This is a genomic window from Rhizobium skierniewicense, assembly GCF_014196515.1.
In the GTDB taxonomy this organism is placed as follows: domain Bacteria; phylum Pseudomonadota; class Alphaproteobacteria; order Rhizobiales; family Rhizobiaceae; genus Agrobacterium; species Agrobacterium skierniewicense.
Genome location: NZ_JACIDV010000001.1, coordinates 184,426 through 209,958, shown reverse-complemented (window position 1 = coordinate 209,958; position 25,533 = coordinate 184,426). Strand labels below are relative to the sequence as shown.

At 57.1% G+C, this 25,533-nt stretch carries 23 protein-coding genes; 14 read left to right on the top strand and 9 right to left on the bottom strand.

Features of this window, described 5'->3' with window-relative positions; translation table 11 throughout:
• The first annotated feature begins 53 nt into the window (after positions 1–53).
• The 14 genes from GGQ73_RS00925 to GGQ73_RS00860 all read left to right on the top strand — a co-directional run bounded on the left by GGQ73_RS00925 (position 54) and on the right by GGQ73_RS00860 (position 14,487).
• On the top strand, positions 54–1,559 hold the full coding sequence (locus GGQ73_RS00925) for an ABC transporter substrate-binding protein (protein ID WP_183893231.1): 1,506 nt from the start codon (positions 54–56) through the stop codon (positions 1,557–1,559).
• Positions 1,560–1,572: 13 nt separating this feature from the next.
• Entirely contained in the window at positions 1,573–2,499 is a 927-nt protein-coding gene (locus GGQ73_RS00920; protein ID WP_183893229.1) for an ABC transporter permease, read from the top strand.
• Positions 2,496–3,365, top strand: coding sequence for an ABC transporter permease (locus GGQ73_RS00915; RefSeq protein ID WP_183893227.1), 870 nt, complete (start codon positions 2,496–2,498; stop codon positions 3,363–3,365). Before GGQ73_RS00920 ends, GGQ73_RS00915 begins: the two co-directional genes overlap by 4 nt.
• Positions 3,366–3,369: 4 nt before the next feature.
• Positions 3,370–4,155, top strand: coding sequence for an SDR family NAD(P)-dependent oxidoreductase (locus tag GGQ73_RS00910; protein ID WP_183893225.1), 786 nt, complete (start codon positions 3,370–3,372; stop codon positions 4,153–4,155).
• Entirely contained in the window at positions 4,152–5,054 is a 903-nt protein-coding gene (locus tag GGQ73_RS00905) for a polysaccharide deacetylase family protein (protein WP_183893223.1), read from the top strand. The genes GGQ73_RS00910 and GGQ73_RS00905 overlap by 4 nt, the downstream gene beginning before the upstream one ends.
• A gap of 4 nt (positions 5,055–5,058) precedes the next feature.
• On the top strand, positions 5,059–6,624 hold the full coding sequence (locus tag GGQ73_RS00900; RefSeq protein ID WP_183893221.1) for a gamma-glutamyltransferase family protein: 1,566 nt from the start codon (positions 5,059–5,061) through the stop codon (positions 6,622–6,624).
• The gene (locus GGQ73_RS00895) at positions 6,621–7,622 is read left to right on the top strand and encodes an ABC transporter ATP-binding protein (RefSeq protein ID WP_183893219.1); all 1,002 of its coding nucleotides are present in this window, start codon (positions 6,621–6,623) and stop codon (positions 7,620–7,622) included. The genes GGQ73_RS00900 and GGQ73_RS00895 overlap by 4 nt, the downstream gene beginning before the upstream one ends.
• Positions 7,619–8,602 (top strand): ABC transporter ATP-binding protein, encoded by a 984-nt coding sequence (locus tag GGQ73_RS00890; RefSeq protein ID WP_174155224.1) that lies wholly within the window; start codon positions 7,619–7,621, stop codon positions 8,600–8,602. The genes GGQ73_RS00895 and GGQ73_RS00890 overlap by 4 nt, the downstream gene beginning before the upstream one ends.
• A 12-nt stretch (positions 8,603–8,614) precedes the next feature.
• Positions 8,615–9,772, top strand: coding sequence for a M20 aminoacylase family protein (locus tag GGQ73_RS00885; protein ID WP_183893217.1), 1,158 nt, complete (start codon positions 8,615–8,617; stop codon positions 9,770–9,772).
• 217 nt (positions 9,773–9,989) lie between these two features.
• A complete protein-coding gene (locus GGQ73_RS00880; protein ID WP_183893215.1) occupies positions 9,990–10,619 on the top strand; it encodes a hypothetical protein in 630 nt (209 codons plus the stop codon).
• A 168-nt stretch (positions 10,620–10,787) separates the two neighbouring features.
• Positions 10,788–11,186 (top strand): MarR family winged helix-turn-helix transcriptional regulator, encoded by a 399-nt coding sequence (locus GGQ73_RS00875; RefSeq protein ID WP_183893213.1) that lies wholly within the window; start codon positions 10,788–10,790, stop codon positions 11,184–11,186.
• A 43-nt stretch (positions 11,187–11,229) separates the two neighbouring features.
• Positions 11,230–12,543: an MFS transporter gene (locus tag GGQ73_RS00870; protein ID WP_234910834.1), complete on the top strand. Its 1,314-nt coding sequence runs from the start codon at positions 11,230–11,232 to the stop codon at positions 12,541–12,543.
• A 24-nt stretch (positions 12,544–12,567) separates the two neighbouring features.
• Complete coding sequence (locus GGQ73_RS00865; RefSeq protein WP_183893211.1) at positions 12,568–13,578, top strand: aldo/keto reductase; 1,011 nt, start codon at positions 12,568–12,570, stop codon at positions 13,576–13,578.
• Between the two features lie 3 nt (positions 13,579–13,581).
• Positions 13,582–14,487, top strand: a complete 906-nt coding sequence (locus GGQ73_RS00860) for an alpha/beta fold hydrolase (RefSeq protein WP_183893209.1) — start codon at positions 13,582–13,584, stop codon at positions 14,485–14,487.
• Between the two features lie 425 nt (positions 14,488–14,912).
• Here GGQ73_RS00860 and GGQ73_RS00855 read toward each other — a convergent pair whose 3' ends face one another.
• From GGQ73_RS00855 to GGQ73_RS00815, 9 genes are all read right to left on the bottom strand, one after another.
• On the bottom strand, positions 14,913–15,755 hold the full coding sequence (locus GGQ73_RS00855; protein ID WP_183893207.1) for a MurR/RpiR family transcriptional regulator: 843 nt from the start codon (positions 15,753–15,755) through the stop codon (positions 14,913–14,915).
• A gap of 106 nt (positions 15,756–15,861) precedes the next feature.
• Positions 15,862–16,575, bottom strand: coding sequence for an aspartate/glutamate racemase family protein (locus GGQ73_RS00850; protein ID WP_234910833.1), 714 nt, complete (start codon positions 16,573–16,575; stop codon positions 15,862–15,864).
• A gap of 26 nt (positions 16,576–16,601) precedes the next feature.
• The gene (locus GGQ73_RS00845) at positions 16,602–17,573 is read right to left on the bottom strand and encodes an ABC transporter ATP-binding protein (protein WP_210290001.1); all 972 of its coding nucleotides are present in this window, start codon (positions 17,571–17,573) and stop codon (positions 16,602–16,604) included.
• A gap of 2 nt (positions 17,574–17,575) precedes the next feature.
• A complete protein-coding gene (locus tag GGQ73_RS00840; RefSeq protein WP_183893203.1) occupies positions 17,576–18,655 on the bottom strand; it encodes an ABC transporter ATP-binding protein in 1,080 nt (359 codons plus the stop codon).
• Positions 18,652–19,560: an ABC transporter permease gene (locus tag GGQ73_RS00835; protein WP_183893201.1), complete on the bottom strand. Its 909-nt coding sequence runs from the start codon at positions 19,558–19,560 to the stop codon at positions 18,652–18,654. The genes GGQ73_RS00840 and GGQ73_RS00835 overlap by 4 nt, the downstream gene beginning before the upstream one ends.
• 3 nt (positions 19,561–19,563) lie before the next feature.
• Entirely contained in the window at positions 19,564–20,517 is a 954-nt protein-coding gene (locus GGQ73_RS00830) for an ABC transporter permease (RefSeq protein WP_183893199.1), read from the bottom strand.
• An 80-nt stretch (positions 20,518–20,597) separates the two neighbouring features.
• The gene (locus tag GGQ73_RS00825) at positions 20,598–22,241 is read right to left on the bottom strand and encodes an ABC transporter substrate-binding protein (protein WP_183893197.1); all 1,644 of its coding nucleotides are present in this window, start codon (positions 22,239–22,241) and stop codon (positions 20,598–20,600) included.
• 253 nt (positions 22,242–22,494) lie between these two features.
• Entirely contained in the window at positions 22,495–24,216 is a 1,722-nt protein-coding gene (locus GGQ73_RS00820) for an extracellular solute-binding protein (protein ID WP_183893195.1), read from the bottom strand.
• A 73-nt stretch (positions 24,217–24,289) separates the two neighbouring features.
• Positions 24,290–25,192 (bottom strand): NAD(P)-dependent oxidoreductase, encoded by a 903-nt coding sequence (locus GGQ73_RS00815; protein ID WP_183893193.1) that lies wholly within the window; start codon positions 25,190–25,192, stop codon positions 24,290–24,292.
• Positions 25,193–25,533: the final 341 nt, after the last annotated feature.

Genomic DNA, 25,533 nt, shown 5'->3' with positions numbered 1-25,533 from the left:
TATCTGGCGCCAGCTCAAAGAAGCAGAAAGCTTCGAGTATAAAGGGAACGAACATGAAGAGCATGAGGAACGGATTGCTTGCCGTGGCCGCAGGTTGGTTGCTTTCGACGACCACCCTGCAGTTTGCGATGGCAAAAGATATGTTTACGGTCAACCTGGTGAACGAACCCTCGTCGCTTGATCCGCACTTGCAATGGAACCCAGACAGCTATTTCGTCTACCGAAACATCTTCGACAATATCGTCACACGCGACGATAACGGCAAGATCGTTCCGCAGCTGGCAACCGAGTGGACGTATCTGTCCGATACGAAAATCGAGTTCACCATTCGTGACGATGTGACCTTTCACAATGGCCAGAAGCTGACCCCGGAAGATGTGGTCTTCAGCGTGAAGCGGATCATCGATCCAGCTTTTGCAAGCCCACAGCTGAGCCAGTTCAACAAGATCGTGAATGCAGAGGTGACGGGCCCGTCTAAGGTCACGCTGACGACAGACGGTGCGTATCCGGCCCTGCTGGCGCAGTTGGTAAAACTTTCGGTGCTGCCGAAGGAGACGGTCGAAAAAGTCGGCAAGGACGCTTTCAATCTCAATCCAGTTGGCAGCGGGCCTTATAAATTCAAGCGCTGGGATCGCGGCGTTGCAGTCGTTGTCGAGGCCAATCCGGATTACTGGGGTAACAAGGGACCGTTCAAGGAGGTCACATTCCGTGCTGTCCCGGACGCGGCGACGCGCCTTGCCAATATTCAGGCCGGCGCTGCCGATCTCGTCGTCACGCTCGATTCCGATCTGGCCGCCCAGCTTGAAGGCTCGACCAGTGGCAAGGCGCTATCTGTACTGACCGAACGGGTCGCCTACTTTGCTTTCAATGCGCAGAAGGCCCCGATGGACAATCCCGACCTTCGCAAGGCGGTTGCCTATGCGATCGACAAGGAGGGCATCACCCAAGGTATCCTCGGTGGCTATGATAGGCCAGTCGATCAGTTCATGAGCCCTGCGCATTTCGGCTGGGTCGAAGGTGTGACCTCCACCCCTTACGACCCGGAAAAGGCCAAGGAACTCATTGCCGCCGCCGGTGCTGCGGCAACCCAGCCAATCCCGCTTTTGACGTCACCGGTCTATGACCAGCGTGTCGTGCAGGCATTGCAGCAGATGCTCACCGATGTGGGGCTTAATGCGCAGATCCAGATGACAGACATGGCAAGCTGGTTGAAGCAGATGCAGGGCGGGCCTGCGACCGTCCCGGCAATGGCTTTCAGCCGGTGGTCCTGTGCCTGTCAGGATGCCGATGGCATTCTCTTCCCCACTCTCAACTCCACCAGTGGCTGGGCCACCGCAGGCGACGAATCGATTGATGACGCGCTGGTCGCCGCGCGCCAGACGCTCGATGAGGCCAAGCGGCTGGAGCTTTACAAAACCGTGCAGCAGATCAACACGGACAAGAATTACCTGATCCCGCTTTATCAGGCAGCGATCATCTACGGTGCTTCGAACAAGCTGCAATGGAAGCCGACGCCGAATGAAAGCATGTTCCTCAACCGCATGACGTGGACTGACTGATGTTGGCAGCATCATGAAACATTTTCTCATCAAACGGCTCGGCGAGGCTTTGGTCGTGGTTTTCGGTGTCACGACGCTGATTTTCTTTCTTCAGCGTCTGACGGGTGACCCGACCTTTCTACTGGTACCCGAAACGGCATCGCTCCAGGATATCGAAGCGATGCGGCGTTCCCTCGGCTTCGACCGGCCGCTTCTCGTTCAATACGCTTCCTTTCTTCTGGATCTGATGCAGTTCGATTTCGGGCGGTCGATCATTCAGAACGTGCCTGTTGTCGATATCATCACGTCGAGATTGCCTTACACATTGATGCTCGCCGGTGGTGCACTCTTCGTGGCCTGTGGCATCGGTATTCCAGTCGGAATCTTTCTGGCGCTGTTTCACCGAAATCCCGTCAGCGTGTTTCTGGCCGGCGTCGTGCTGGCGGCGCAAAGCCTCCCGACATTCTGGAGCGGTATTCTGCTCATCATGTTTTTTGCCGTAAAACTCGGCTGGCTTCCGCCGTCATCGGCAGGCGGTTTCGAACACCTGATCTTGCCGTCCATTGCCTTGGGGCTGATCAGCATGGCGACGTTTGCCCGTGTCACGCGCACGGCCCTGATCGATGAGCTTTCCAAGGACTATGTCAGGACAGCACGCGCCCGCGGCGTGCCGATGGGGCGGCTGGTGGTCAAACATCTTCTGAGAAACGCATCCATACCCGTCATCACCGTCGCCGCCCTCGAAATCTCCAATCTTCTCGCAGGTGCCGTGATCGTGGAAACCGTCTTTGCATGGCCGGGTCTTGGACAACTCACGGTGCAGTCGATCATTTCCCGAGATTTTTTGGTCGTGCAGGGCGTCGTCATCATGGGGGCTTTCGTGACCATCGCGTTGAACATCCTTGCAGACGTTCTCTACAGCGTTGTCGATCCGCGCATCAGACTGGAGATCAAGCGATGAGCAGCGCAGTATCGGCGGCATCTCCGCGCACAAACCCCAGACGTTTGCGTCGCAATCTCAAGGCGCTGCCCTTCATCATCATCATGGCGCTCTTCGTGCTGGCTGCCATTTTCGCACCCCTCATAGCGCCCTATGATCCCAACACGCAAAATCTTCTGGGGCGCCTGAAAGTCCCGGGCACAACCGCACGCAACGTCTTTTACGCACTGGGCAGCGACGAGCTTGGCCGCGATCTGTTGAGCCGCCTGATATATGGCGCACGCGTATCGCTCTTTGTTGCGTTCTCGTCTGTCATTCTCTCCGGCATCGTCGGCACTGCGCTTGGAATGATCGCGGGTTACGCCCGTGGCGTGGTCGAAACAGTCATCATGCGCCTGACCGACATCTTCCTTTCCATCCCGGCTATCCTGCTGGCCATCATCACCGTCGCGATCCTCGGTCCCGGCCTCGTCAATGTCGTAATCGTTCTGGCGCTGACACGCTGGCCACGCTACGCCCGTGTTGCCTATGGCCAGACGTTGTCCGTCGCCAATATGCCTTATGTTCGGTTATCGCGCTTCATGGGCGCCGGTACGCTGCACGTCCTTCTGCGGCACGTTTTGCCAAACATCATGGGCGCTTTGATCGTCGTCGCTACGCTGGAGTTTGGTTTGATGGTGCTGTTCGAAGCGGGGCTGTCTTTCCTTGGTCTGGGTGTCCAGCCACCCACCGCCAGTTGGGGGGCCATGCTGAGCGTGGGGCGCAATTATGTGGCCACCGCCTGGTGGATCGCCACGTTCCCCGGCATCTGCCTGTTTCTCCTCGTCCTTTCCGTCAACATGCTCGGCGACCAGCTTCGTGATCGCTTCGACCCCAAAATGAGGTAGTTCTATGAGTAGCGATTTTTCCGGTAAACGCGTCGTTGTGACAGGTGCGTGCGGCGTCATCGGTCAATGGATTGTCGAGGCGCTCCATTCAGCGGGTGCGCATCTGTGTCTCACCGATGCCCGGACAGCAGAACTCGATGCACTTGCTACACGGCTGACGCTGTCGGAACAGTCGTTCGTTCACACCTGCGATCTCACAGATGCGCAGTCTATCCAGGGACTTGTGGACGCTGTTGGAAAAAACTGGGGTGCTCCGGATGTTGTCGTGAACAACGCCGGTATCTACCCAAGCGGCTTCCTTCTGGATATCGATGTCGCGGAATGGGATCAGATTTTCGACATCAATCTGCGCGCTCCCTTCGCGATCACGCGTGGCATGGCTCGATTGATGATCAAGGAAGAGGTGCGTGGCAATATCGTCAACATCTCCTCAGGTGCGGCCCGCAAGATGCGCCGTACCGTCGTGCCGTATTGCGTGTCGAAAACAGCGCTTGACCGTTTGACCAAGGGGTTCTCTCTGGAATTGGCAGAATATGGAATTCGCGTGAATGCCCTGGAACCCGGCTTTGCGGCGGGCAGCGCTGTCAGCAAACTAACCGACGACCATGTGAATACTGTTACCAACACCATCCCTCTGGGCAGGGCATCATCGGCCAAGGATGTGACAGACGCGCTGTTTTACCTCGCGGGCGACAAGGCAGCCTACGTCACCGGTGCTACTCTGACTGTAGACGGCGGCAACTCCGCGGGGGTCATGACGGTCTTTCAGGAGAAGAGGAGTGCACTTTGACACCTCTTTTGCAGAACTCTGGCCCATGGCCCGATTATCAGTGGCCCGACGGCAAGAAAAGCGCGTTCTCGTTCTCTGTCGATGTCGATGCCGATTCTCCATGGCTGTGGCAAAATCGGGACGACGCGTCGCCGCGGTATCTGGGTCAACTGGAGCAACGGCGCTACGGCCCACGTGTTGGTATCTGGCGCATTCTCGACCTGCTGGAGCGATACGACATCAAAGGCAGTTTTTTCGTGCCGGGTTCAGTGGCCGAGTACTATCCTGAGCTGTTGCCAGCATTCGTCGAACGCGGCCACGAAATCGGTCTGCATGGCTACTTTCATGAAATCGTCTCGCAGACGAGCGACGACGAGTTTTCCCAGGCGCTCGAAACATCACTCGAGATTTTTCATCGCCAGACTGGGATAAAACCGGCCGGTTTCCGCTCGCCTGCATGGGAATTGACGCCTCATATGCTGGCTGAAATCCAGCGCCACGGGCTGTACGATACGTCCCTGTCGGGCTTTGATCATCCATACGTCATCGGAGATGTCGTTGAGGTTCCGGTGCAGTGGGCGATCGACGACGCCATCTATTTCAAATTTCTAGGCGGGGGAGCCGACAACTGGTCGCCTGCATCGCCTCAGGCCGTCTTCGAGATATGGCGTGACGAGTGGCAAAACCTGCACCGTTATGGCGGCATGCTGATGCTGACAGTCCATGACTGGATTTCCGGCAGGGCGCACCGAATCCATCTCCTCGAAAAGCTACTCGACCTCGTAACCCGGGAAAAAGATGTCTGGGTTGCCACTGTCGGAGACATAGCCAGCCACCATAAGAACTCGCCCAATCACGACAAATATCGTGTCGATGCCGAAATACCGGCGGGGTTCAAAACCCGCACAAATATGGAATGACCTGATGCAGACCTGGACAATACAAAAGCCTTCCGTCGAAAATCGCGCGGGCATCGTCTCGGCCCAGAACCGCTTTGCAGCAGAAGCGGGAGCAGATGTTCTGGCAAGAGGCGGCAACGCCATGGACGCTGCAATCGTCACAGGCCTTGTACTGAGTGTTGTGGAGCCTTGGCTTTCAGGCATTGGCGGAGGTGGGTTTCTGCTTTATGCCGATGTCAAGACGGGTGATGTCCAAGGTCTGGATTTCGGCGTGAAGTCATCGCGCAAACTGGATCCAGGAAACTATCCGATCATTGGCGATCAGGGTGGCGACTGGTTCAATTGGCCTGGTGTGAAAGACGACGCCAATCTCATTGGTTATCGGTCCATTTGCGTCCCAGGAACAATTGCAGGCTTCTCCGAAGCACTCAAGCGCTTTGGAACATTAAGCTGGGCGGAGGCGCTGGCCCCGGCTATCGAGCATGCCGAGCGCGGTCTGCTGATGGACTGGTTTGCCTGTTTCTGTATCGCGACCGAATGGGCAACTCTGTCGAGATTCCCGACGACATCTGATATTTTCCTGGAAAACGGGAAGCCACCCCGGACATCGGATCGCGCCGGAGATGTTCACCGCCCCATGAATGCCAAGGTCAAGGTTCTGCGAAGGCTGGCAGAAGCGGGGGCGCGTGACTTTTATGACGGCGATATCGCTGCAAGTCTTGTGCGTGACCTGAACGCGGGTGGATCGCCCATAGATATGGAAGATTTGGCCTCCTATCAGCCGCGTTGGGTCGAACCGAAGACGATGGATTATCGAGGGTTCGAAATCAACGTGATACCAGGATTGAGCGGCGGACCCAGCTTCATCGAGGCTATGGAATTGCTTGCAAGTTCTCTTGTGGTTAACGAGATGCCGAATGCGGCGTCCGCCGTTGCCTATGCCACAGCCGCACGCACGTCCTATCGGAAACGGCTGATCACAATGGGACAAGCGGCGACACCGGATGGCGATTGCACGAGCCATATCAGCGTGGTCGATGCGGAAGGGAACATGGTCTCGCTGACAAACACGCTTCTGTCGCGGTTCGGATCGAAGGTCGCCCTGCCGGAAACCGGGTTTTTGATGAACAACGGCATGATGTGGTTCGATCCGCGTCCGGGCCACCCGAACTCCATCGCCGCAGGTGTGAAGCCGCTTGCCAATATGTGCCCGCTCGTGCTGCGCAAGGATGGACAGCCATTCATGGCCATCGGTGCCGCGGGTGGTCGACAGATTTTCCCGGCGCTGACGCAGCTTGTGTCCTACGTTGTCGATTACGGGTTGACGCTTGAAGAGGCATTTCATCGCCCCCGCATCGACAGCAGCACGCCGACAATCAAGATCGACCAGCGCGATGCCGACGACATCGCCGCTGCCGTATCCGAACACTACCCGGTGGAGATTGTCGACAACGCACTCTACCCGGTCAATTTCGCGATCCCGTCGGCCGTGATGATCAGAAGCGACGGCATGCATGTCGGCCAGGCGCACCCCTACAGCCCTTGGGCCCATGTGGCGGCTGAGGGCGAGACCGGCAAGGAGACCACATGATGGTTGGACAATCGGCGCCGCTGTTGAATGTGGAAGGTTTGCGCGTTAGCATCGATGGTGCGGCGATTGTCGATGGGATCGACCTTTCAATACAGCAGGGCGAGATACTGGCCATCGTTGGCGAAAGCGGCTGTGGCAAGAGCATGACGGCGCTATCCATTCTGGGGCTTTTACCAGACGCGGCCAAGATGCAGGGAAATTTGCGGATTGCCGACAAGGATGTGGGCAACTTAAGTCCAAGCGAGCGGCGAGCCTTTCGCAGCGCCAATATGTCCGTCATCTTTCAGGAGCCGATTGCCGCGCTCAATCCACTGATGCATGTCGGTGACCAGATTGCCGAGGCTCTCATTCTCAACCGGGGAACGGGCAAGGCCGAGGCCAAAACGACCGCCATCGAGATCATGCGACGCGTTGGCATCTCAGACCCTGAGCGACGCTACAGCCAGTACGCATTCGAACTGTCAGGTGGTATGTGTCAGCGCGTCTCGATTGCGGCGGCGCTGATCTCAAAGCCAAAACTTCTCATTGCCGACGAGCCGACGACGGCGCTTGATGTGACCATCCAGGCGTCGATCCTCGACCTCATGAAAAACCTCCGACAGGAGACCGGCATGTCCATCCTGTTGATTACACACGACATGGGCGTCGTCGCCGAAATGGCCGATCGGGTCGCTGTCATGTATGCGGGAAGGATCGTGGAGACCGGGTTGGTCGATGACGTTTTTACAGCGCCAGCGCATCCCTACACAAAACTGCTGTTGACGACGATCCCCAAGCTTTCGGGTGAACGCAAGACAGAACTCAACACCATAAAAGGCACCGTTCCCGATGTGGGCAACTGGCCTATCGGCTGTCGTTTTCGCAATCGGTGCCCATTGAGCGACGCGATTTGCGAAACACAGCCCGCCACCGAGCCCGCGCCGAATGGCAGTTCTATCGGCGAGTTTACTCACCTGCGTGAATGTTGGCACGCCGAAAGAACGGTTGAACTGGCATGACCTCACCCCTTCTCTCCGTGAAAGACCTGAAGATACATTTCAATGTCAGCCAACCGGCAGCATCCGGCGGACGCGCTGTCCTCAAGGCCGTGGATGGCGTCTCGATGGACATCGAACGCGGCAAGACGCTTGCTCTTGTTGGCGAGAGCGGCTGCGGCAAGTCCACGACCGGGTACGGAATTCTGGGCCTTGCATCCGTCACCAGCGGCGAAATCCATTTTGATGGCAAGCCTTTGGCTTCCATGCAGCCCAAGGCGCGACATGACCTTATCTCAAACGAGATGCAGATTATTTTCCAGGATCCGAGTGCGGCCCTTAACCCGAAAATGACGATCGCAGACAGCATTGGTGAACCGTTGAGGATCCGTCGCTGGTCACGCGCTGATCGCGCGAAACGAGTGGCTGAGCTTATGGAGATGGTCGGTCTCTCAGCCACGCAGGCCAGCCGTTTCCCCAACGAAATATCGGGGGGTCAAAGGCAACGCGTGGTGATTGCGCGTGCACTCGCTCTGTCGCCCAAACTGATCGTGTGTGACGAGCCCGTTTCGGCTCTGGATGTGTCGATCCGTTCACAGGTCCTGAATATTCTGATGAAGCTTCAACGGGAGCTCAACTTGAGCTACCTGTTCATTTCACATGATCTGTCCGTAGTTCGTCACATCGCCGACGATGTCGTGGTCATGTATCTTGGCACCATCGTCGAGCGGGGAAGGACAGATGACGTATACGGTTCACCGCGCCATCCCTATACCGAGGCGCTGCTATCGGCCATTCCGCTGGCTGACCCCGTGGCGCAAAGAGCACGTAAGAAGATCGTTTTGTCGGGCGAAATTCCAAGTCCGCTTGCAGCACCGTCAGGGTGCCCCTTCGTTACACGCTGCCCCATCAAGATCGAGCGTTGCTGGACAGATCGGCCTCAACTCGAGCCTACGAGCAATGGCACCGATGTCGCCTGTCATCTGCGGCGCGAACAAGCTTAGGATCCCTGCCCCATGTCAATCGTAAACCACATCACAGGATTTCTTCCCGATCTCGTCTCCATTCGCCATGATCTTCACGCGAACCCGGAAATCGGATTTGAAGAGAAGCGAACGTCGGACGTTGTGGCAACGCATTTGCAGGCCATTGGCATCGAAGTGCATCGCGGCATCGGTAAGACGGGCCTTGTTGGCTTGCTAAGGAATGGTGATGGCCCGACGATTGCCCTGCGGTCAGATATGGATGCTTTGCCGATGCAGGAGTTGACCAATCTGCCATACCGATCTCGAATTGAGAACCGGTTCCATGGCTGCGGGCACGACGGACACATGACAATGCTTCTCGGTGCTGCCCGTTACCTTGCTGAAACGAAAAACTTCGCCGGGACCGCGATGTTTGTTTTCCAGCCTGCCGAAGAGGGGCTAGGCGGTTCGCGGGCGATGATCTCCGACGGGCTTTTCGAGCGGTTTCCATGTGATGAAATCTACGCGCTTCACAACGCACCCCATCATCCCAAGGGAACGGTTGCAATCTCCAACGGCGCCGCGATGGCTGGAGCAGACTTCTTCGATATTCGCATCCGGGGCAAAGGAGGTCACGCAGCGCTCCCGGATACGACTGTTGACCCCGTCATTGTCATGAACACACTGATTCAGTCCTTCCAGACAATTGTCTCGCGAAACATCTCTCCGATATCGTCGGCCGTCATTTCGGTGACGAAGATATCTGCGGGATCAGCCTATAACGTCATTCCAGACCTGGTGGAGTTGGGTGGAACAATCCGCGCTCTGGATGAGGCGACGCGCGTGCTAGTGCGCAAAAAGATGCGTCAGGTTTCGAAAGGCTGCGAGGAGCTCTACGGCGTGGAGATCGACGTCGATATTCGCGATGTCTTTTCCGTACTTTACAATCATCCTGTTCAAACGCAGTCGGTGGTTGACATAGCGAGTTCGCTTCTTGGGCAAAAACAGGTTGAGGCGAATTGCCCACCTTTCATGGCAAGCGAAGACTTCGCGGATATGCTGAAGATCGTACCGGGCGCTTATTTTTTCATTGGCCAGGAAAACACCGCTCCGCTCCATAATCCCTCCTACATTTTTGATGATGATATTATTCCAGTCGGCGCAGCCCTTCTTGCCTCCATTGTCGAAACGAGAAGTTCAGTCCGCTAGCGCCGACTAAAGATCATCACCGAGAAGCGGTCCGGCGCTCGGCTTGGAGGCAGGGAGTTGAGATCGCTTTTCCAAACTGCATGCGGAACAACCGCGGGCTGGTGATCTTTACGACCAGACACAGGGATGGTTTCCCTTATGAGGACATGACACCGGCAGATTTCCAACCCGCATCTGCCGGTGGTTTGAATCGATAGGGCTCTGAAAGGAAGAAGATATGCTGTCCGTTTCCAAAGTCGTCGTCGGAACCCGCACATCGGTCATCGCAGGCATGTTGCTCGCCATGTCCGTGGGCTCTGCCACTTATGCTGCCGATCAGGTCCGTGTCCGAGGCACCGTTGAAAGCCTCGAGGGCAAAACCCTGTCCGTCAAGACCCGAGAGGGCAGCGATGCCACAATCACGCTCAAGGATGATTTCAAGATTTCGAGCGTCGCCAAGGCGTCTATTGATGATATCAAGCCTGGCGATTTTGTGGGCATAGCATCGTTGCCTAAGGCAGACGGTGGCGACGGCGCGTTGGAAGTCCTGATTTTTCCAGCATCCATGAAGGGTACGGGGGAAGGAAGCTATGCCTGGGATCTGAAGCCAAATAGCTCCATGACCAACGCGACGGTCGCAGATTCGGTCAAATCGATTGATGGCCACACCGTTACATTAACCTATCAGGGGAAAGAGAAAAAGATCACCATTCCGCAAGGCACACCCATCGTCACATTCGCACCTGCCGTCGTCGCCGACATAAAGGCGGGCGCGACCGTCTTCGTACCATCGGAAAAGGCTGCTGACGGATCGATGTCAAGCGGCCGCGTCGTGGTCGGCACCAATGGCGTCGTGCCCCCGATGTAACCACCTCGAACCAGCGACCGGCTTGTCTACCTCAACCGGTCGCGATGCGAGCGATGCCGCTCACGAAAGAAACATACAGCGCCGCCAGATAGCTCGGCCCTGGACGGGCTTAAAGGCACCTGTCCAAGAGGCGTTGACGGGGACAATTTAAGGGTATATGCACGCATAATGGCCCACTGTTATTCAACGATGCTGCGCGAGGCGACCAGGAAGGTTTCCTCATTCTATGACGAGGCGCTCTTGCCGGTCGGCATCAATGTCGCGCAATTTTCCATGTTGCGGCGCATCGAACGCTTGCAGCCGATCAGCCTTAGTGAACTTGCTCGAGAGGCATATCTCGACCGCTCCACGATCGGCAGAAACGTAAAAGTCATTGAGCGCATGGGGCTTGTTGAAACCCGCCGCAGCGGCGTCGATCAGCGCGAAGCGCTCATCATGCTAACTAGAGCGGGGACGGACATGCTGGAGACTGCCGGGCCTGTCTGGGACGATTGCCAGGCTGCGATGGAAAAACGGCTTGGCGCGATCAAGATGACTGCGCTTCAGGATATTCTTCGTTCGATCTGATTATTTAAGCAAAATGATGCATATACCCGCATAAGGAAGCTTCATGACAGGCCCAACTCCCGCTGCTTCCGATACACCGCCAATAGCACACGCCTTGTCAAAGCGCGGCATTCATTATGGCTGGGTGATCGTTGCGGTGACCTTTCTCACCATGATGGTTGGCGCCAGTGCCGTTGGCGCACCGGGTGTCCTGATCGGCCCGTTACAGAAGGAATTCGGCTGGGACGTCGCCGATATTTCTGCGGCATTTGCCATTCGCTTTCTTCTTTTCGGTGCTGTCGGTCCCTTCGCCGCGGCTTTTATTACCCGTTTCGGGGTGAAGCGCGTTTCCATTTTCGCGCTTGCATTGATTGCCGCTGGCGTTGTCGGTTCCTTCACGATGACAACCCTGACCGAGCTGTTCCTTCTTTGGGGCGTCGTTGTGGGGCTGGGAACAGGCTTCACCGCAATGGTCCTGGGCGCGACTGTCGCCACCCGCTGGTTTGTTGCCAAGCGCGGTCTGGTCATCGGCCTGCTCAGCGCCAGCGTGGCCACGGGACAGGTCATATTTCTCCCGGCCTTTGCCACACTCTCCGAAGCATGGGGCTGGCGTATCGCGCTCAGTCTGCTGCTGGCATTGCTCGGGCTCAGCGCCGTCGTCGTTCTCTTGCTGATGCGCGACAGGCCTGCCGATATCGGCCTCCTGCCCTACGGGGCGACGGAAGCGCCCGCGCCGGAAACACTGGCACCATCGCTCGCAAAAACGCTTGTCGCACCCCTTCGCGTCCTTCGTGTCGCTGCCAAGTCCGGCACATTCTGGATCTTGTTCGGTACCTTCTTCATCTGCGGGGCGACAACAACCGGCCTTGTGCAGACCCATCTGGTCGCCATCTGCGGTGATTTCGGTATTGCACCTGTCATGGCCGCCGGCATGCTTGCAGCCATCGGGGCTTTCAATTTCATCGGCACCATTGGCTCTGGATGGCTATCAGACCGATTCGACAGCCGCTGGCTGCTGTTCTGGTACTACGCCCTGCGCGGCCTCTCGCTTCTCTATCTGCCTTACACCGATTTCGGGTTCTATGAGCTCACCATCTTCACGGTCTTTTATGGCCTTGATTGGCTGGCCACCGTTCCACCTACTGTCAAACTGGCAGCGGAGAAATTCGGGCCTGACGCTACCATCGTTTTCGGCTGGATCTTCTTCGGCCACCAGATCGGCGCAGCTCTTGCCGCCTGGGGTGCGGGGCTAACCCGCAGTCTTTACGCCACCTATCTTCCCGCTTTCTATATTGCGGGTTTGATTTGCCTGATCGCTGCCATCGCAGTGTTCGCCATTCAAAAAACAAATCTCATCCAAAAACCGAAAATGGCCTGACCGGCCGCTAGAAAAGGAAATATCATGAACTATAGCCCATTTGGAAACACCGGCTTGCGCGTATCACAAATCGCGCTTGGCACTGCTAACTTCGGCACAGGCTGGGGACATGGCGCCACAGCGGAAGAATGCACTGCCATCTTCAATGCCTATGCCGAAGCGGGTGGCAATTTCATCGATACCGCTGACATCTATCAGTTCGGGCAATCTGAGGAGATCATCGGAGAACTGTTGCACGATCGTCGTGAAAATTTCGTGCTGGCGACCAAATACACCAGTGGAGCGACCCCGAATGCGGACCGTCTCATGACTGGGAATAGCCGTAAAGCCATGGTCGCATCACTGGAAGGAAGCCTCAAGCGGTTAAAAACCGAGCGGATCGATATTTTTTGGGTTCACCACCCTGATGGCTTGACCCCCTCGGAAGAGATTGTTCGTGGGCTTGACGACCTCGCGCGCGCGGGCAAAATTCTTTACGCAGGTCTGTCGAATTTTCCGGCCTGGCGGATTGCGCGCGCCGTGACCATCGCTGAACTCACCCGCGCCGTCCCAATTGCCGCAGCGCAGTTTGAGCACAGCCTCGTGCATCGCGAGCCCGAAGCTGATCTGTTTCCGGCCGCCAAGGCACTTGGCCTTGGTATTGTGACGTGGTCTCCGCTAGGTGGTGGTGTCCTAACAGGCAAATATCGAAACGGCGAAATCGGCCGTGCAGAAAAAATGGGAGGGCGCGTCTTCCAGGCCGAGAACAGCGAACAGCGCACACGCATTCTCGATACCGTGCTCGAAATCGCCGGGGAACTCGAGACAAGCCCCGACCGTGTGGCCATTGCCTGGGCCGGTATTCATGGTGCGATACCGATGATTGGTCCACGGTCGCTGGCGCAGTTGCAAGCCAATATCGGCGCGGTCTCGATCAAGCTTTCGCAGGAGCAAGCCAAACGCCTGGACGATGTAAGCAAGCTGGTCGGTGTTGACCCGACAGCTTCAGCCAGTGGACAAGACAGCAGCGTATCTGCCGATAAGATCGTTGCTTGACCAATGACACTCTTTGCAGGTTTTGAAAGCGGTCGAGTTGCAGTCAACGGGGTCGAGATTTCCTACGTTGCTGCCGGTACCGGGGATCCCGTTTTACTCCTACACGGGTTTCCACAAAACAAAGCGCTCTGGGCGAAGATCGCGCCAGCACTCGTTGCGCTCGGCTACCGGGTGGTGTGCGCGGATCTTCGCGGCTACGGACAGTCGTCCAAGCCCGTGGCCGACGCGAACCTGTCAAACTACAGCTTTCGCGCCATGGCTGTGGACCAGGTGGAACTGATGAGCCGCCTCGGTTACAACAGGTTTCATGTTGTCGGTCATGACCGCGGCGCGCGTGTTGCCCACCGTCTATGTCTGGATCACGAAGGCGCGGTTGCGAGCGTGACGCTGATAGACATCGTGCCGACTGTTCAGTTGCTGAGTGACCTTCGAAAGGAGGTTGCGCAAAGCTATTGGCATTGGTTTTTCCTTGCGCAACCAGCACCGTTTCCGGAGGAAATGATCAAGGCCAATCCGGATCTGTTTTACGAGACCTGTCTGTTTGGCTGGGGCGGGGCGATAGCGACGGATTTCGCAGATGATCAGCTGATGGCATATCGTGCATCTTGGCATGACCATGATGCGATTTCTGGAAGCTGCAACGACTATAGAGCCGCTGTGAAAGTCGACTTTGCCAATGACCTCCAAGATCGCGAGCGGCTGGTAGCAGCACCATCATTGGTCCTGTACGGAGAATCAGGTGCCATGGCCAGGCTCTACGACATGCCGTCGGTCTGGATTCCGTTCTGTGCCAACCTTGAGGTTCATGCGGTCCCCGGTGGACATTTCTTTCCCGATATCGAGACTGAGCGCGTCGCCTCTCATGTATTCCAGTTCTTACAACGACATCCAATGTCCAAACAGGGATGAAGGCCGGGCTCCCTCGGCGTGGTTCCGGTCTGCTAGCCGATATCTTAAACGATATCTTGCGTCATGGGACACCGCCTCCTGTGACGTTGAAAAAGCGCACAGTGTTGATTCACGCGTAAATATTGCGCTCTTCGGGCACCTGGTACCAATGCCAAGAGCCAGCATCGGCCCGTGATACCCCGCGACGTCGCCGATGACGCACACGCTATCCTCATCATGTTTCACAAACGCTGGCAAATATCCAACGAGCCCAGTGATCCGATAACATCAGGCAACTCATGCGCACCCACTGGCTCTCGAACCGTATGCTCAAACCTTAAGACAACACCGTTGATTATTGCGGCCACGCCTGGAGAATTCTACGGACGCGTGCCGTTAAAAACCGGGTGGTTATCGAGTTATCCTGCCAAATACGACAGACGCGTTTAAAGTTCATCCAGGCTGTCGTTTATCGCCTCAATAGCGCGAAGACGTGAGCGGCCAGTGACGTGCGCTTTTTCGAGGCAGCGGGTTATGATGAGGTGGCACAAGGCCATGACCGCGGTGTGGTTGAAGAGCGGCCCGGGCGCGAGCGTCTGGCAATAGATGTGCCAGGTTGCGCTGCCCAGCAGCGGAGCCCCCTCATCCGTCACATAAAGAAATCTCGGCCTTGCCTTTTCAATCTGCTCGAGGATCATATCCATGCCAGCAATCCGACGACGCAGACCAAAGAACACCACCACGTCGTCCGGCATGATGCTGACCAGATGTTCACCGAGCGTCTGGCCCGGACCAGGAATGGCGACGATGTTTTCTATAACCTGCGTCAATTGCCATTGCAGATAGGACGCGAAGGGTTGACTGCTGCGGAACCCCACGACCCAGACTTTTCGAGCCGAAGAAAGGGCTTCCGCGATGGCGTCGATCTGGCTGTCCGATATCGACAGAAACGTGGTTTCAATATTTGTTATGCTCTGTGCGACATGCGCTGCAATCGATTGACCATCCGATGCAATGCCCTTCGCCGACAGAAAGAGCCGTGACCCCGTCTGTTTTTCGGCGCGCGCATGGCGTCTTGCCTCGTCATAATTTTCATAACCCAACTTTTGCACGAAGCGAGAGACGGTCGCCTTTGAGACGTGTGCCAGTATCGCCAGTTCAGATGCCGAATAGCTTGCCAGTTCGCCGGGAAAATCGCACACGAAATCTCCCAGCCGCCGCTCCGCCGGATGCAGGGTCGGCAGAGCCTGCCGGACCCGATAAAGAAATGAGCGTTCTTTGAAGGACAAGTCCAACTCCGTAGGGGTGTCGCAGAAAATCGGATGCGCATGTCCATGGATGCAAAACCGTGGTCTGAGCTTGTCCAGCTTGCGAAACGCCAGAGCAATCCGACTGTTATGTTTGATCCACGGTCCAATCTTTCATCCGTTGGACAAGCAGCCTTATCGCTGCGGGTATGGGTGCGATGACAGGTTGCCGGAACCGATTTGCGAGGGTGAACGCTACCTGCCCCAGCGGTCCACCGCCGATGATGACTGCATCCGCACCATCCTTTTCAAAACATTCCTGAACCGCGTGAAACAACGCCTCCTCGAGCCGTTCTTTCGAGGCTACCAGCCTCTCGGGATCACCTGCGGTTAGCCTTGTTCCGGTGAAGAGATGGGCGAGCTGAAGACTATCCGCCTTGGCGCCAAAGCTTTCCACGAGCCGCGGCGTGACTGTCGCGATGCCGAATTTACGCGCACCTGCGGAGGCCTCCAGCATACTCGCTTCACAAAGACCGACCACCGGGCAATTCACGCGCTTGCGCACGAGATCTATGGCAGGATCACCGAAGGCGCCGATGATAATGCCGCTCAGTCTGTTCTTGTCGACAACAGCCATATCGACAACACCTTGTTCCGAAGCAGCAAGCTGCATGGCATCCAGGATCATCGGAACTCCGTCTGTCGCGGTTACTCCCTCTAGATCGAAAAATGAATCAAGCGTGGAACGCGCGATAGACGTCATCATTCGTGTTGTGGCCTGGGACGTATTCGGATTTATCAGTCGGATCAGCGGCATTGTCTTGAACGCACACCGAGGATCAGAGCGCGCCTCCTTCTTCATTGTTGGTCGGTTGATGCTGGAGACAGCTAACCGGGATGAATACAAGCCACCTGACCCATAGCGTCAGAATGCGGAAAGAGGGGGGGCACGTCCGCACGGCATTCGTCGGAGACCCTTTCGCAGCGAGGCGCAAAGGCGCAGCCTGATGGCAGGTTTGCGAGATCGGGGGGCGAGCCGGGAATGGTGATCAGCCGGTCTCGACCGTTTGCCAACTCGACGCGAGCACCGAGCAAGCCCTGCGTATAGGGGTGGCGTGGATGGCGGATAATATCTGCAACCTTGCCTTCCTCGACGATCCGCCCTGCATACATCACTGCGATGCGGTCGGCGACCTCGGCAGCAACGCCAATATCATGGGTGACGAAGATCACGGCAAGACCATATTCGCGTTGCAACTCGCGGATCAGAAGCAGAATCTGTATTTGTACCGTCGCATCAAGCGCCGTCGTCGGCTCGTCGGCGAGAAGCACTTTCGGATTGCAGGCGATTGCCATGGCAATCATGGAACGCTGTAACATTCCGCCAGACATTTCGTGCGGATAGTTACCGAGCCTTCGCTCGGGCGAGGGTATTTTCACTTTCTGGAAAAGAGCCAGCGCTCTTGCCTGTGCTTCAATCCGGCTCACCTTCTCGTGCCGCAGTATGGTTTCCGTAATCTGATCACCGAGTGTATAGACAGGGTCTAGCGCCAGACGCGGTTCCTGGAACACCATCGAGACAATCGGACCGCGCAAATCTCCGAGGTCTCGCTTCGACAATGCCATGACATCGCGCCCGGCCACATGCACACCACCCTCGATAAGAGTTCCGGGCGGATGCAGACGCAGCAGTGAGCGCATCGTCACACTCTTGCCGGAACCTGATTCACCCAGAAGGGCTACGACTTCGCCGGGACGAACAGTCAGGCTCACACCGTTGACGGCCCTGACCGGATTGCGGCCGCGCCTGAAGGTGACAGAGAGATCCTTGATATCGATCATCGGTGCGATTTCAGACATGCTCATGCCTCCATCTGAACGGGTGTGCGCAATGCAGGTGCCCGGCTGTGGCCGGAACCCGGCACCGGCATCAGACAGGCCGTCGAGTGATCAGAGCTTTCGCCGAACAGCAGCGGCGCCGTCGCCGAGCAGACCGGCTCGGCGAAATTGCACCGGGTGTGAAAACGGCAACCGGACGGCGGATCGATGGGGTTTGGCGGATCGCCAAACAGCGGCGGTTCCGTGGTGCGTTCTGCAGGATCTATTTTCGGCATTGAGGCAAGCAGTGCTGAAGAATAGGGATGTCCCGCATGCTCGAAGATCGCATCACGGCTGCCGATCTCGACCACCTTGCCCAGATACATCACCATCACCCGGTCGCACATGAAGCGCACGACGTTGAGATCATGCGAGATGAACAGGTAGGTTAGGCCGAAATCCCGTTTAAGATCGAGAAGCAGATTGAGCACTTGCGCCTCGACGGATTTGTCGAGTGCCGATACGGCTTCATCGAGAATGACGAGGCGCGGTTCGAGTGCCAGCGCACGGGCGATGTTGACACGCTGGCGTTGGCCGCCGGACAACTCGTGCGGATAGCGTCCGGCAAACCGGCCCGGCTCCAGCCCTACCCGGTGCAGCAGATCGTGGGCGCGTGCCATGGCGACCCGTGCTGAAACGCCGTGCACACGCGGCCCGAAGCTGATCGAGTCCTCGATCGTCAGACGCGGATTGAGCGAGGCGTAGCTGTCCTGAAAGACCATCTGGACCTGCCTGCGGTATTCGCTGAGTGCCAGCGTGCCACCGACTGTTTCTCCATCGAACAGGATCTCGCCTTGGTCTTGCCGAATCAACTGCATCAGAACGCGTGCCGTTGTGGATTTGCCGCAACCGCTTTCCCCGACGACGCCGAGCGTTTCGCCCTTCAATATATCGAAATCGATGCCATCGACGGCACGCACCTTCTTCTTGGGAGAGAAGAGGCCGCTCCCTTTGACCGGAAAGTGCCTTTGCAGGCCTCGCACCGAGATCAGCGGCTGTAACGGGCCTCCGCGTTCGCCGGTCGGAAAATCCACCATGGGCGGAGATACGACGATCTTGCTCATGATTTCACATCCATTGCCTTGCGCAGGCCGTCAGAGAAAAGGTTGAAACAGATCGACGTGAAGAAGATCATGACACCCGGCAGAGCGGCGACGTAAGGGTTGGTGTAGATCGCCGTGCGGAGCGTGTTGAGCATCAGTCCCCATTCCGCTTCGGGCGGCCTGACGCCCAACCCTAGGAAGGACAGGCCAGAAGCGAGGATCATCGACACTGAAATCAGGCTCGTGGCGAAGACGAAGATCGGTCCCAGCACGTTTCCGAGAATATGCACCGTGATGATCGTCGCCGGGCCTGCACCGGAAGCCCGCGCCGCATCGACATAATCGAGACGACGGACCTGTGTGGTCACGCTTTCGGCAACGCGCGCTATCTGCGGGATGAACACCACCGTCAGCGAGACGAGAGCATTGGTCAGTCCAGAACCAAGGGCGCCCGATAGCGCCACCGCCAGAAGCACTGATGGAAAAGCATAGAACACATCGATTGTGCGCATGATCAGCGTGTTGACGATGCCGCCTGCGTAACCGGCAATGATGCCAATGGCCGAGCCGATAACGAATGCGACTGGCACGGGGATGACACCCATAATCAGCGAGAGGCGAGCGCCGTAGATCAGCCGCGAAAGGATATCGCGGCCCAGTTCGTCCGTTCCCAGGATAAAGCCCGGCGTACCAATCGGTTTCAGGCGGCGGATAACGCTGGCTTTGGCGGGATCATAGGGCGCCAGATAGGGAGCGAAAATGGCGATCAGGATCAAAACGAAGATCAACCCGAGCGCCACGAGTGCAACGGGATCACGACAGAGGCGATGGACAACGCCGCTCCAGAAGCCCGGTGAGCGAACGATGGCCACGGGCGCTGCAAGGTTGGCAGATGCTGCTGGCGTGAACGAGGACGCGGATGACATGGCTCAGCTCCTCTGAATGCGTGGGTCGATGGCACTTTGCGCAACGTCGACGATGAGGTTGACAAGCACGAAGAACATCGCCAGCACGAGGATGGTGCCCTGCAAGACCGGCAGGTCGCGGGTAAAGATGGCCCCGTTGAGCAGGAAACCTGTTCCGGGCCAGGAGAAAACCGTTTCTATGAGGATCGACCCGCCAAGCAAATAGCCAAGCTGCAGGCCCATGACCGAGATCGCGGTAGGGGCTGCGTTGCGGATGACGTGGCGCAGGATTTGTGACGTCATCAGACCCTTCGCAGCCAGAGCCTGCGTGAAATCCTGCGCCAGTATATCTGCTACCAATGACCGGATGGTTCTGGCAATGATCCCCATCGGAATGACCGACATGGTAATTGCGGGCAGGATGAGATAGCGGATATAGCTCCAGTCGAACGCTCGACCATCCGACCCGCCGGGTCCACCACCCATGGCCGGCAGCCAGCCGAGCGTGACCGAAAACGCAATTACCAACACCATGCCAAGCCAATAATGTGGAATGCTGACGCCGATCATCGAGATGCCTGAGGCGATCTTGTCGATCCACGTCCCGCGATAGACGCCTGCCAGAAAGCCCAGGCTGGCGCCCAGCGTGAAGCCGATGAGTGTGGCGGCGCAGGCGAGAATGAGCGAATTGACCACTGCATCGGCGATTTCGCCAAGGACTGGGCGTCCAGTGGCAATCGACTGGCCGAGGTCGCCCTGTAGCGCCCTCCCTGCCCACATCCCATATTGCACGACAAGCGGTCTATCGAAACCATAAAAGGCTCGAACCTGTTGCTGTTGTTCAGCGGAGGCATCAGAAGGCAAGATGGCGGCAAGCGGATCGCCGGGCGCTATGTGAATGAGCAGGAAGCAGACGATACTGACGCCGATCGCAACGGGGATCAGATGGATAAGGCGCTTCAAAGTATAGGCCAGCATGGTGGTCCTCACGGAAAAAATGGGGGAACACTGCCGGATGCGCCGGAAACCGGCGCATCCTTCTGTCACCAGTCCCGGCGTTATTCTTCAATAGAAACTGGCGAGAAGTCCTGGAACCAGTTCTGCGCCTGCACAAAACCCTTGACCTTCTTGGACATCGCCCGCGGGTTGACGTCATGTGTGACCATCAGGAACAGTGCCTCATCAACGTATTTCTCGTGGATCTTCTGGAGCACCTTGTCCTGATCGGCCTGCACGAAGCTGTTACGAACCTGATCGAACAGCTTGTCCATTTCCGGATCACAATAAAAGCCCCAGTTGGTTCCGGCTGGAGGCACCAGGTTGCATTGGGACTGGCGGATGAGCGCGGTGAACGGGTCCTGGATAAAGTAGCTGTAATTGACGGCGGTGGCGCCCTTGGAGCTGGCATCCTTGGCACCGGCACGCCAGATGTTGATGACGGTGTTCCAGTCCGCCACTTCATACTCAACCAGGATCCCGATCTCGGCGAGCGTTTGCTGGATGTATTCATTCATCTGCAAAGGCAGCATCTGGCCAGAGCCCGATGACGAGATGATCACCTTGGTCTTTATCGGCTTGTCAGGCCCATATCCGGCCTCCTCCATCAGCTTTTTGGCGGCTTCGACATCATAGGTGAGCTTGAAGGTCGGGTTGCCAAACCACTGATGACCGGGTGGCAGATAACCTTCGGCAGGGATCATCAATCCGCCGAGCAGTTCCTTCAGGCCTTCTCGATCAACGGCGAGGTTAGCGGCCTTACGGACGCGAACGTCATTCCATGGTGAACCTTCGACACGTGAGAAGTGCCATGTCCAGTTGTGCGGATAGGCATTGGTGACAAGCTGGAAATCCGCATCCTTCAGCGAGGCCACTGAATCCGGTGGCGGCGCTTCGATCCAGTCAACTTCGCCAGAGCGAAGTGCCGCAACGCGGGTATTCGGTTCAGGAAGAGGAATGAGCACAAGCTTGTCCAACTTCGGCACGCGGGCCTTGTCCCAGTATTCCTTGTTTGGCGTGAGTTCAGCACGCTCGCGCGGCGTAAAGCCATTTTCCATTTTCCACGGACCGGTGCCCGATGGTTTCTGCGCTACGGCATCCCAGCTCTTGCCCTGCGCTTCCCAATTGGCGGGCGACGACAATGTGATCCAGCTCAGCTGGTAGGGCAGCGTCGCATCCGGGGTCTTGGTGGTAATTTCAAGCGTCAGCGGGTCCAAGACCTTGTAGCTTGCGACGGCTGGAATACGCGATTTTCCCTGTGCTGACTGGCGTGGATCGAACTGTGGCGCATCGGTTTTGAGCAGCTTATCAAGGTTCCAAACGACGGAATCGGCGGTGAATGCGCTGCCATCATGAAATTTGACGCCATCGCGTAGCTTGAAAACCCATTTTAGCTTGTCTGAAGCATCGATTTCCCACGAGGTAGCAAGCCCCGGCGTGAGGACTGAAGGTTTGTCGGCGCTCGACAAATCCCATTCAATCAGCGAATCGTAGATCGTGTATCCCATGAAGCGTTGGCCTTCGCCGCCCTGGTCGGCCTGGCCCGTGGTCAACGGGATGTCGGATGCCGTCATACCAATCCGAAGCGTACCTGCAGCAAGGGCCGTATTATTGCCAAACGCAATCAGGGCAAGCAAAGCCACTCCGGCGAAAATGGATTTCCGAAGGCTACCCACTGGGGTCGCCTTATTCGAAGTCTGCGTCATACCGTTCCCTCTTTTTAGAGTTATTGCCGGACACGAACCCGGTCGCGATATGATAGGCATTTTTCATGCCAGTTTTGATGAAACTAGATTTTCATGAAATATTTCATGCTCTTGAATCATCGTTATGGCGTTTTGCTAAAATACAGAAGGAAGGTTTACAGCTTAAACGTTGCGCGCAACTCAGATGCAGATGCATAAACTGGTTGCAGCGACCGTAAGCTTGGTGGCGCCGTGCCTCTGAGGTACGGGGCTCCTAATGGGTAGGAGACCTGAGTTCTCGGTTTATCCGGTCTGCCACGTCCGCGAGCGCTGCCTTGTCTGTTTTGATGCCCGACAAGGCGTCGTGCACCTCTTCGCCCAGGATCCGTTCGATTGCGGCGTATTGCGGAATGTTGGGGCGCTGCCAGGTGTGTAGCAGGTTTTTCTTGGCCAATTGGTCCACGAAACGCACGATTGGCGAACTGGCCGCCGCTTCTGGGTCCGCACTCACAGAAAAGCGAGGGGCAATTGGAAAACCGTTTTTCACATGGGCTTTCATTGCCTCACGCGAGGCCATCCATGCGATCGCGTCTGCGGCAAGTTCGACCCGTTCTTCCGGCAGGTTTGAGGGAATGCAAAACAGGAAGCCGCCGATCGGCGAGGCGCGTGTTCCACCGGGTCCTGCGGGTTGCGGAAGGTATTCGACCCGCCGCTTGACCACGGACTGGACGTCGTATTCGAACCGCGCAGCCCGCATGGTCCAGAAATAGCCCAGACTGGCCTTTCCCTTCATGAAGACGTCGAGCGTTCTGTCCCAAGCCATGTTGAGAATGTCCGGCGGCGAGATTTCCATCAGCCGGCGCATGAAATCTAGTGCAGCAAGGCCCGCATCTGACACGACGGTGCAGTGCAATTCCTCAAGATTGACACCTTCGAACGTAAAACCGGCCCGTGATCGTCTCAATGAAATTGCTGGCTGGCCGCAGGCGCCGAGAAAGAACAGGAAGCTTGAGGCAATCGGCATGCCCCGCGCGCCGTCCCAAACCGCCCCGTACATGCCGTTCTGCGGCGCATGGAAGGAGCGTCCGGCGGAGAGGACATCCTCGAATTTGCGGGGGAAATCCAGCCCGGCATCGGCGAACAAGTCCTTTCGAGCCGCCAGAATCTCGACCGTGCAATAGCCGGGAACGCCGTAGTCCCGGCCGTTCCAGTGCGCGGTCGACCAGATGGAGGGATGGAAATCGAGTGGATTGATCCCGGTTTTCTGGATCAGTGCGTCGATCGGCCGGACGATATCCTTTTCTGCGAACTCGCCGAGCCAAGGCATGTTGATTGCGAGCACGTCGTAATCCGAGACCGGTTTGGAGCGATTTTCCAGAACACGGCGATAGAGGTCAGGCAGGGGCAGAAGCTCGAAGTTCTTCCGCGAGGCGAGATTGTTGCGGAAGTCGGCCCACATGTTGCGCATTGCGGAAAAGTAGTTGTCGTCATTGAGAAGGAAGCGCAACTCGATGTGGGATTCCACCCGCTTCTGCACCAGTCGCATGGGCGGAATGATGTGCGAGCCGAGAGGGGTGCCGCCGAAGTAGTAGTCGTCCTCCTGCTCGCCACTGCGCAAGCCGAGCGTCTGCGCCAGCAGGGACTTTGTCTTGCCGGCATAGGCCTGGAAGGACTGCAGCAGCTTTTCGCTTGGTTGTAGCGAGAAGGTTTTGCCGGATGAGCCTTTCGGTACCTTGATGATGTAGCCGCTGTCGACCATGCGATTGATCAGCCTCATCGAGGTAGCATAGGGCAAGCCGGATTCCTGTCCGAGCGTAGAGATCGCCACACTTTGGCTGTGAATGTGGGCCTTGATCAGGAAGATCGCGATTTTCCAGACGGGATCCTCGTCGAAGCCGGCAATCACCTCGTGAAAGGGGCGCCGGGTCTTTTCCAGAAATTCGATTACCCGGAGCATTTCATAGTCGTTCACGTCGGCCTCCCGTCCGTCGCGCATTGTGACGATGTTCCTAGCGGCTGGCGCGCCCTTTGGCTAGGCGCGGTCCATGTCCCATGCTGGTTTGTTGGGGCTATTCGGCAACTGGCGGCACAATCCCGGCAAGGCGTTCGGATTGCTCGAAAAGCACGAAGAAGTCCTTCTCCGCCAATCCTTCTGCATATGCGGCTTCGTATTGCTGACGGATCATCGACGCCATGTACATCGGAATATGATCTGCGCGCGCAGCGTCGAGGATGAGATCGAAGTCTTTCATCATCTGCGCCACAGAGAAGGCAGGGTCGAAGTTGCGCTGGACCAGCAAATCCCGCTTGTAGGCGATCAGGGGCGAGGCAACCGCGCTCTCGCAAATGACATTGAGCATCGTATCGAGCGATAGATTGCCCTTGAGACCAAGTGTCAGGGCCTCCCCGAGAAGCGCTGACGTGGCACCCACCATCGCGTTGAGAACAAGTTTCAGATAGCGTGCCTCTTCCGCCTGGCCGACGTAGAAGCGGCGGGCGGAAAAGCACTCGAAGATCGGTTCGGCATTTTTGTATGCCTGTTCCGGTCCTGACGCCATGACGGAAAGCGTACCAGCGGACGCCGTCGCCGTGCTGCCTGAGACCGGTGCCCGCAGGTAAGCCACACCAAGTGCAGCCATGGCTTCGTTCACCTCGGCAGAGATCGCGGGTGAGACAGTGCTCATCTCGATCAATGTCTGGCCAGCTTTCATCACGCCGGCGAGCCCTCCGGCCCCAAAAATGAGATCACGCAATACGGCATCGTTGGGAATGGTGAGGATAACCACATCAGATACAGCGGCGAGGTCTTCCAGCGTGTGGGCGACGTCTGCACCCTCGGCGACGATTGTCGCCCGGTTTTCCGGCAGTGGCTCGTAGACGTGAAGCCGATAACCCGCATCCAGCACGCGGCGGCTCATGGGCGCCCCCATTTTGCCGATGCCAGCCCATCCGACCGAAACCTTTTCGTTCATGGTACCCTCCCGTCCGTGTCGTCACTCACTCATGGCGAGCCAGCGAACCGGCTCTCGTTCACGGAGCGCTCATGTTGAAGCTGCACGTCCGGCGCGCCGCGTCATGCTCTCCCGCCCATCACTATGGCGAACTGCCGATCGAAAGCTCGGCACAAAATATCCGTTTCGGATAAATCTTCGGCTGTGAGGCGTTGGGTAATCCATTAGCGTTGCCATCGGATCGTTCAGCGTTCCGTGGGAGGAAAAGCTGACAGAAACAAGAGGATGTTGCAGGCGTGCTTTACGGCACTTTGCAAGCGATTTCTGTTGCCTGAGGTCAGATCGAGGGTCGGAGGAGGATT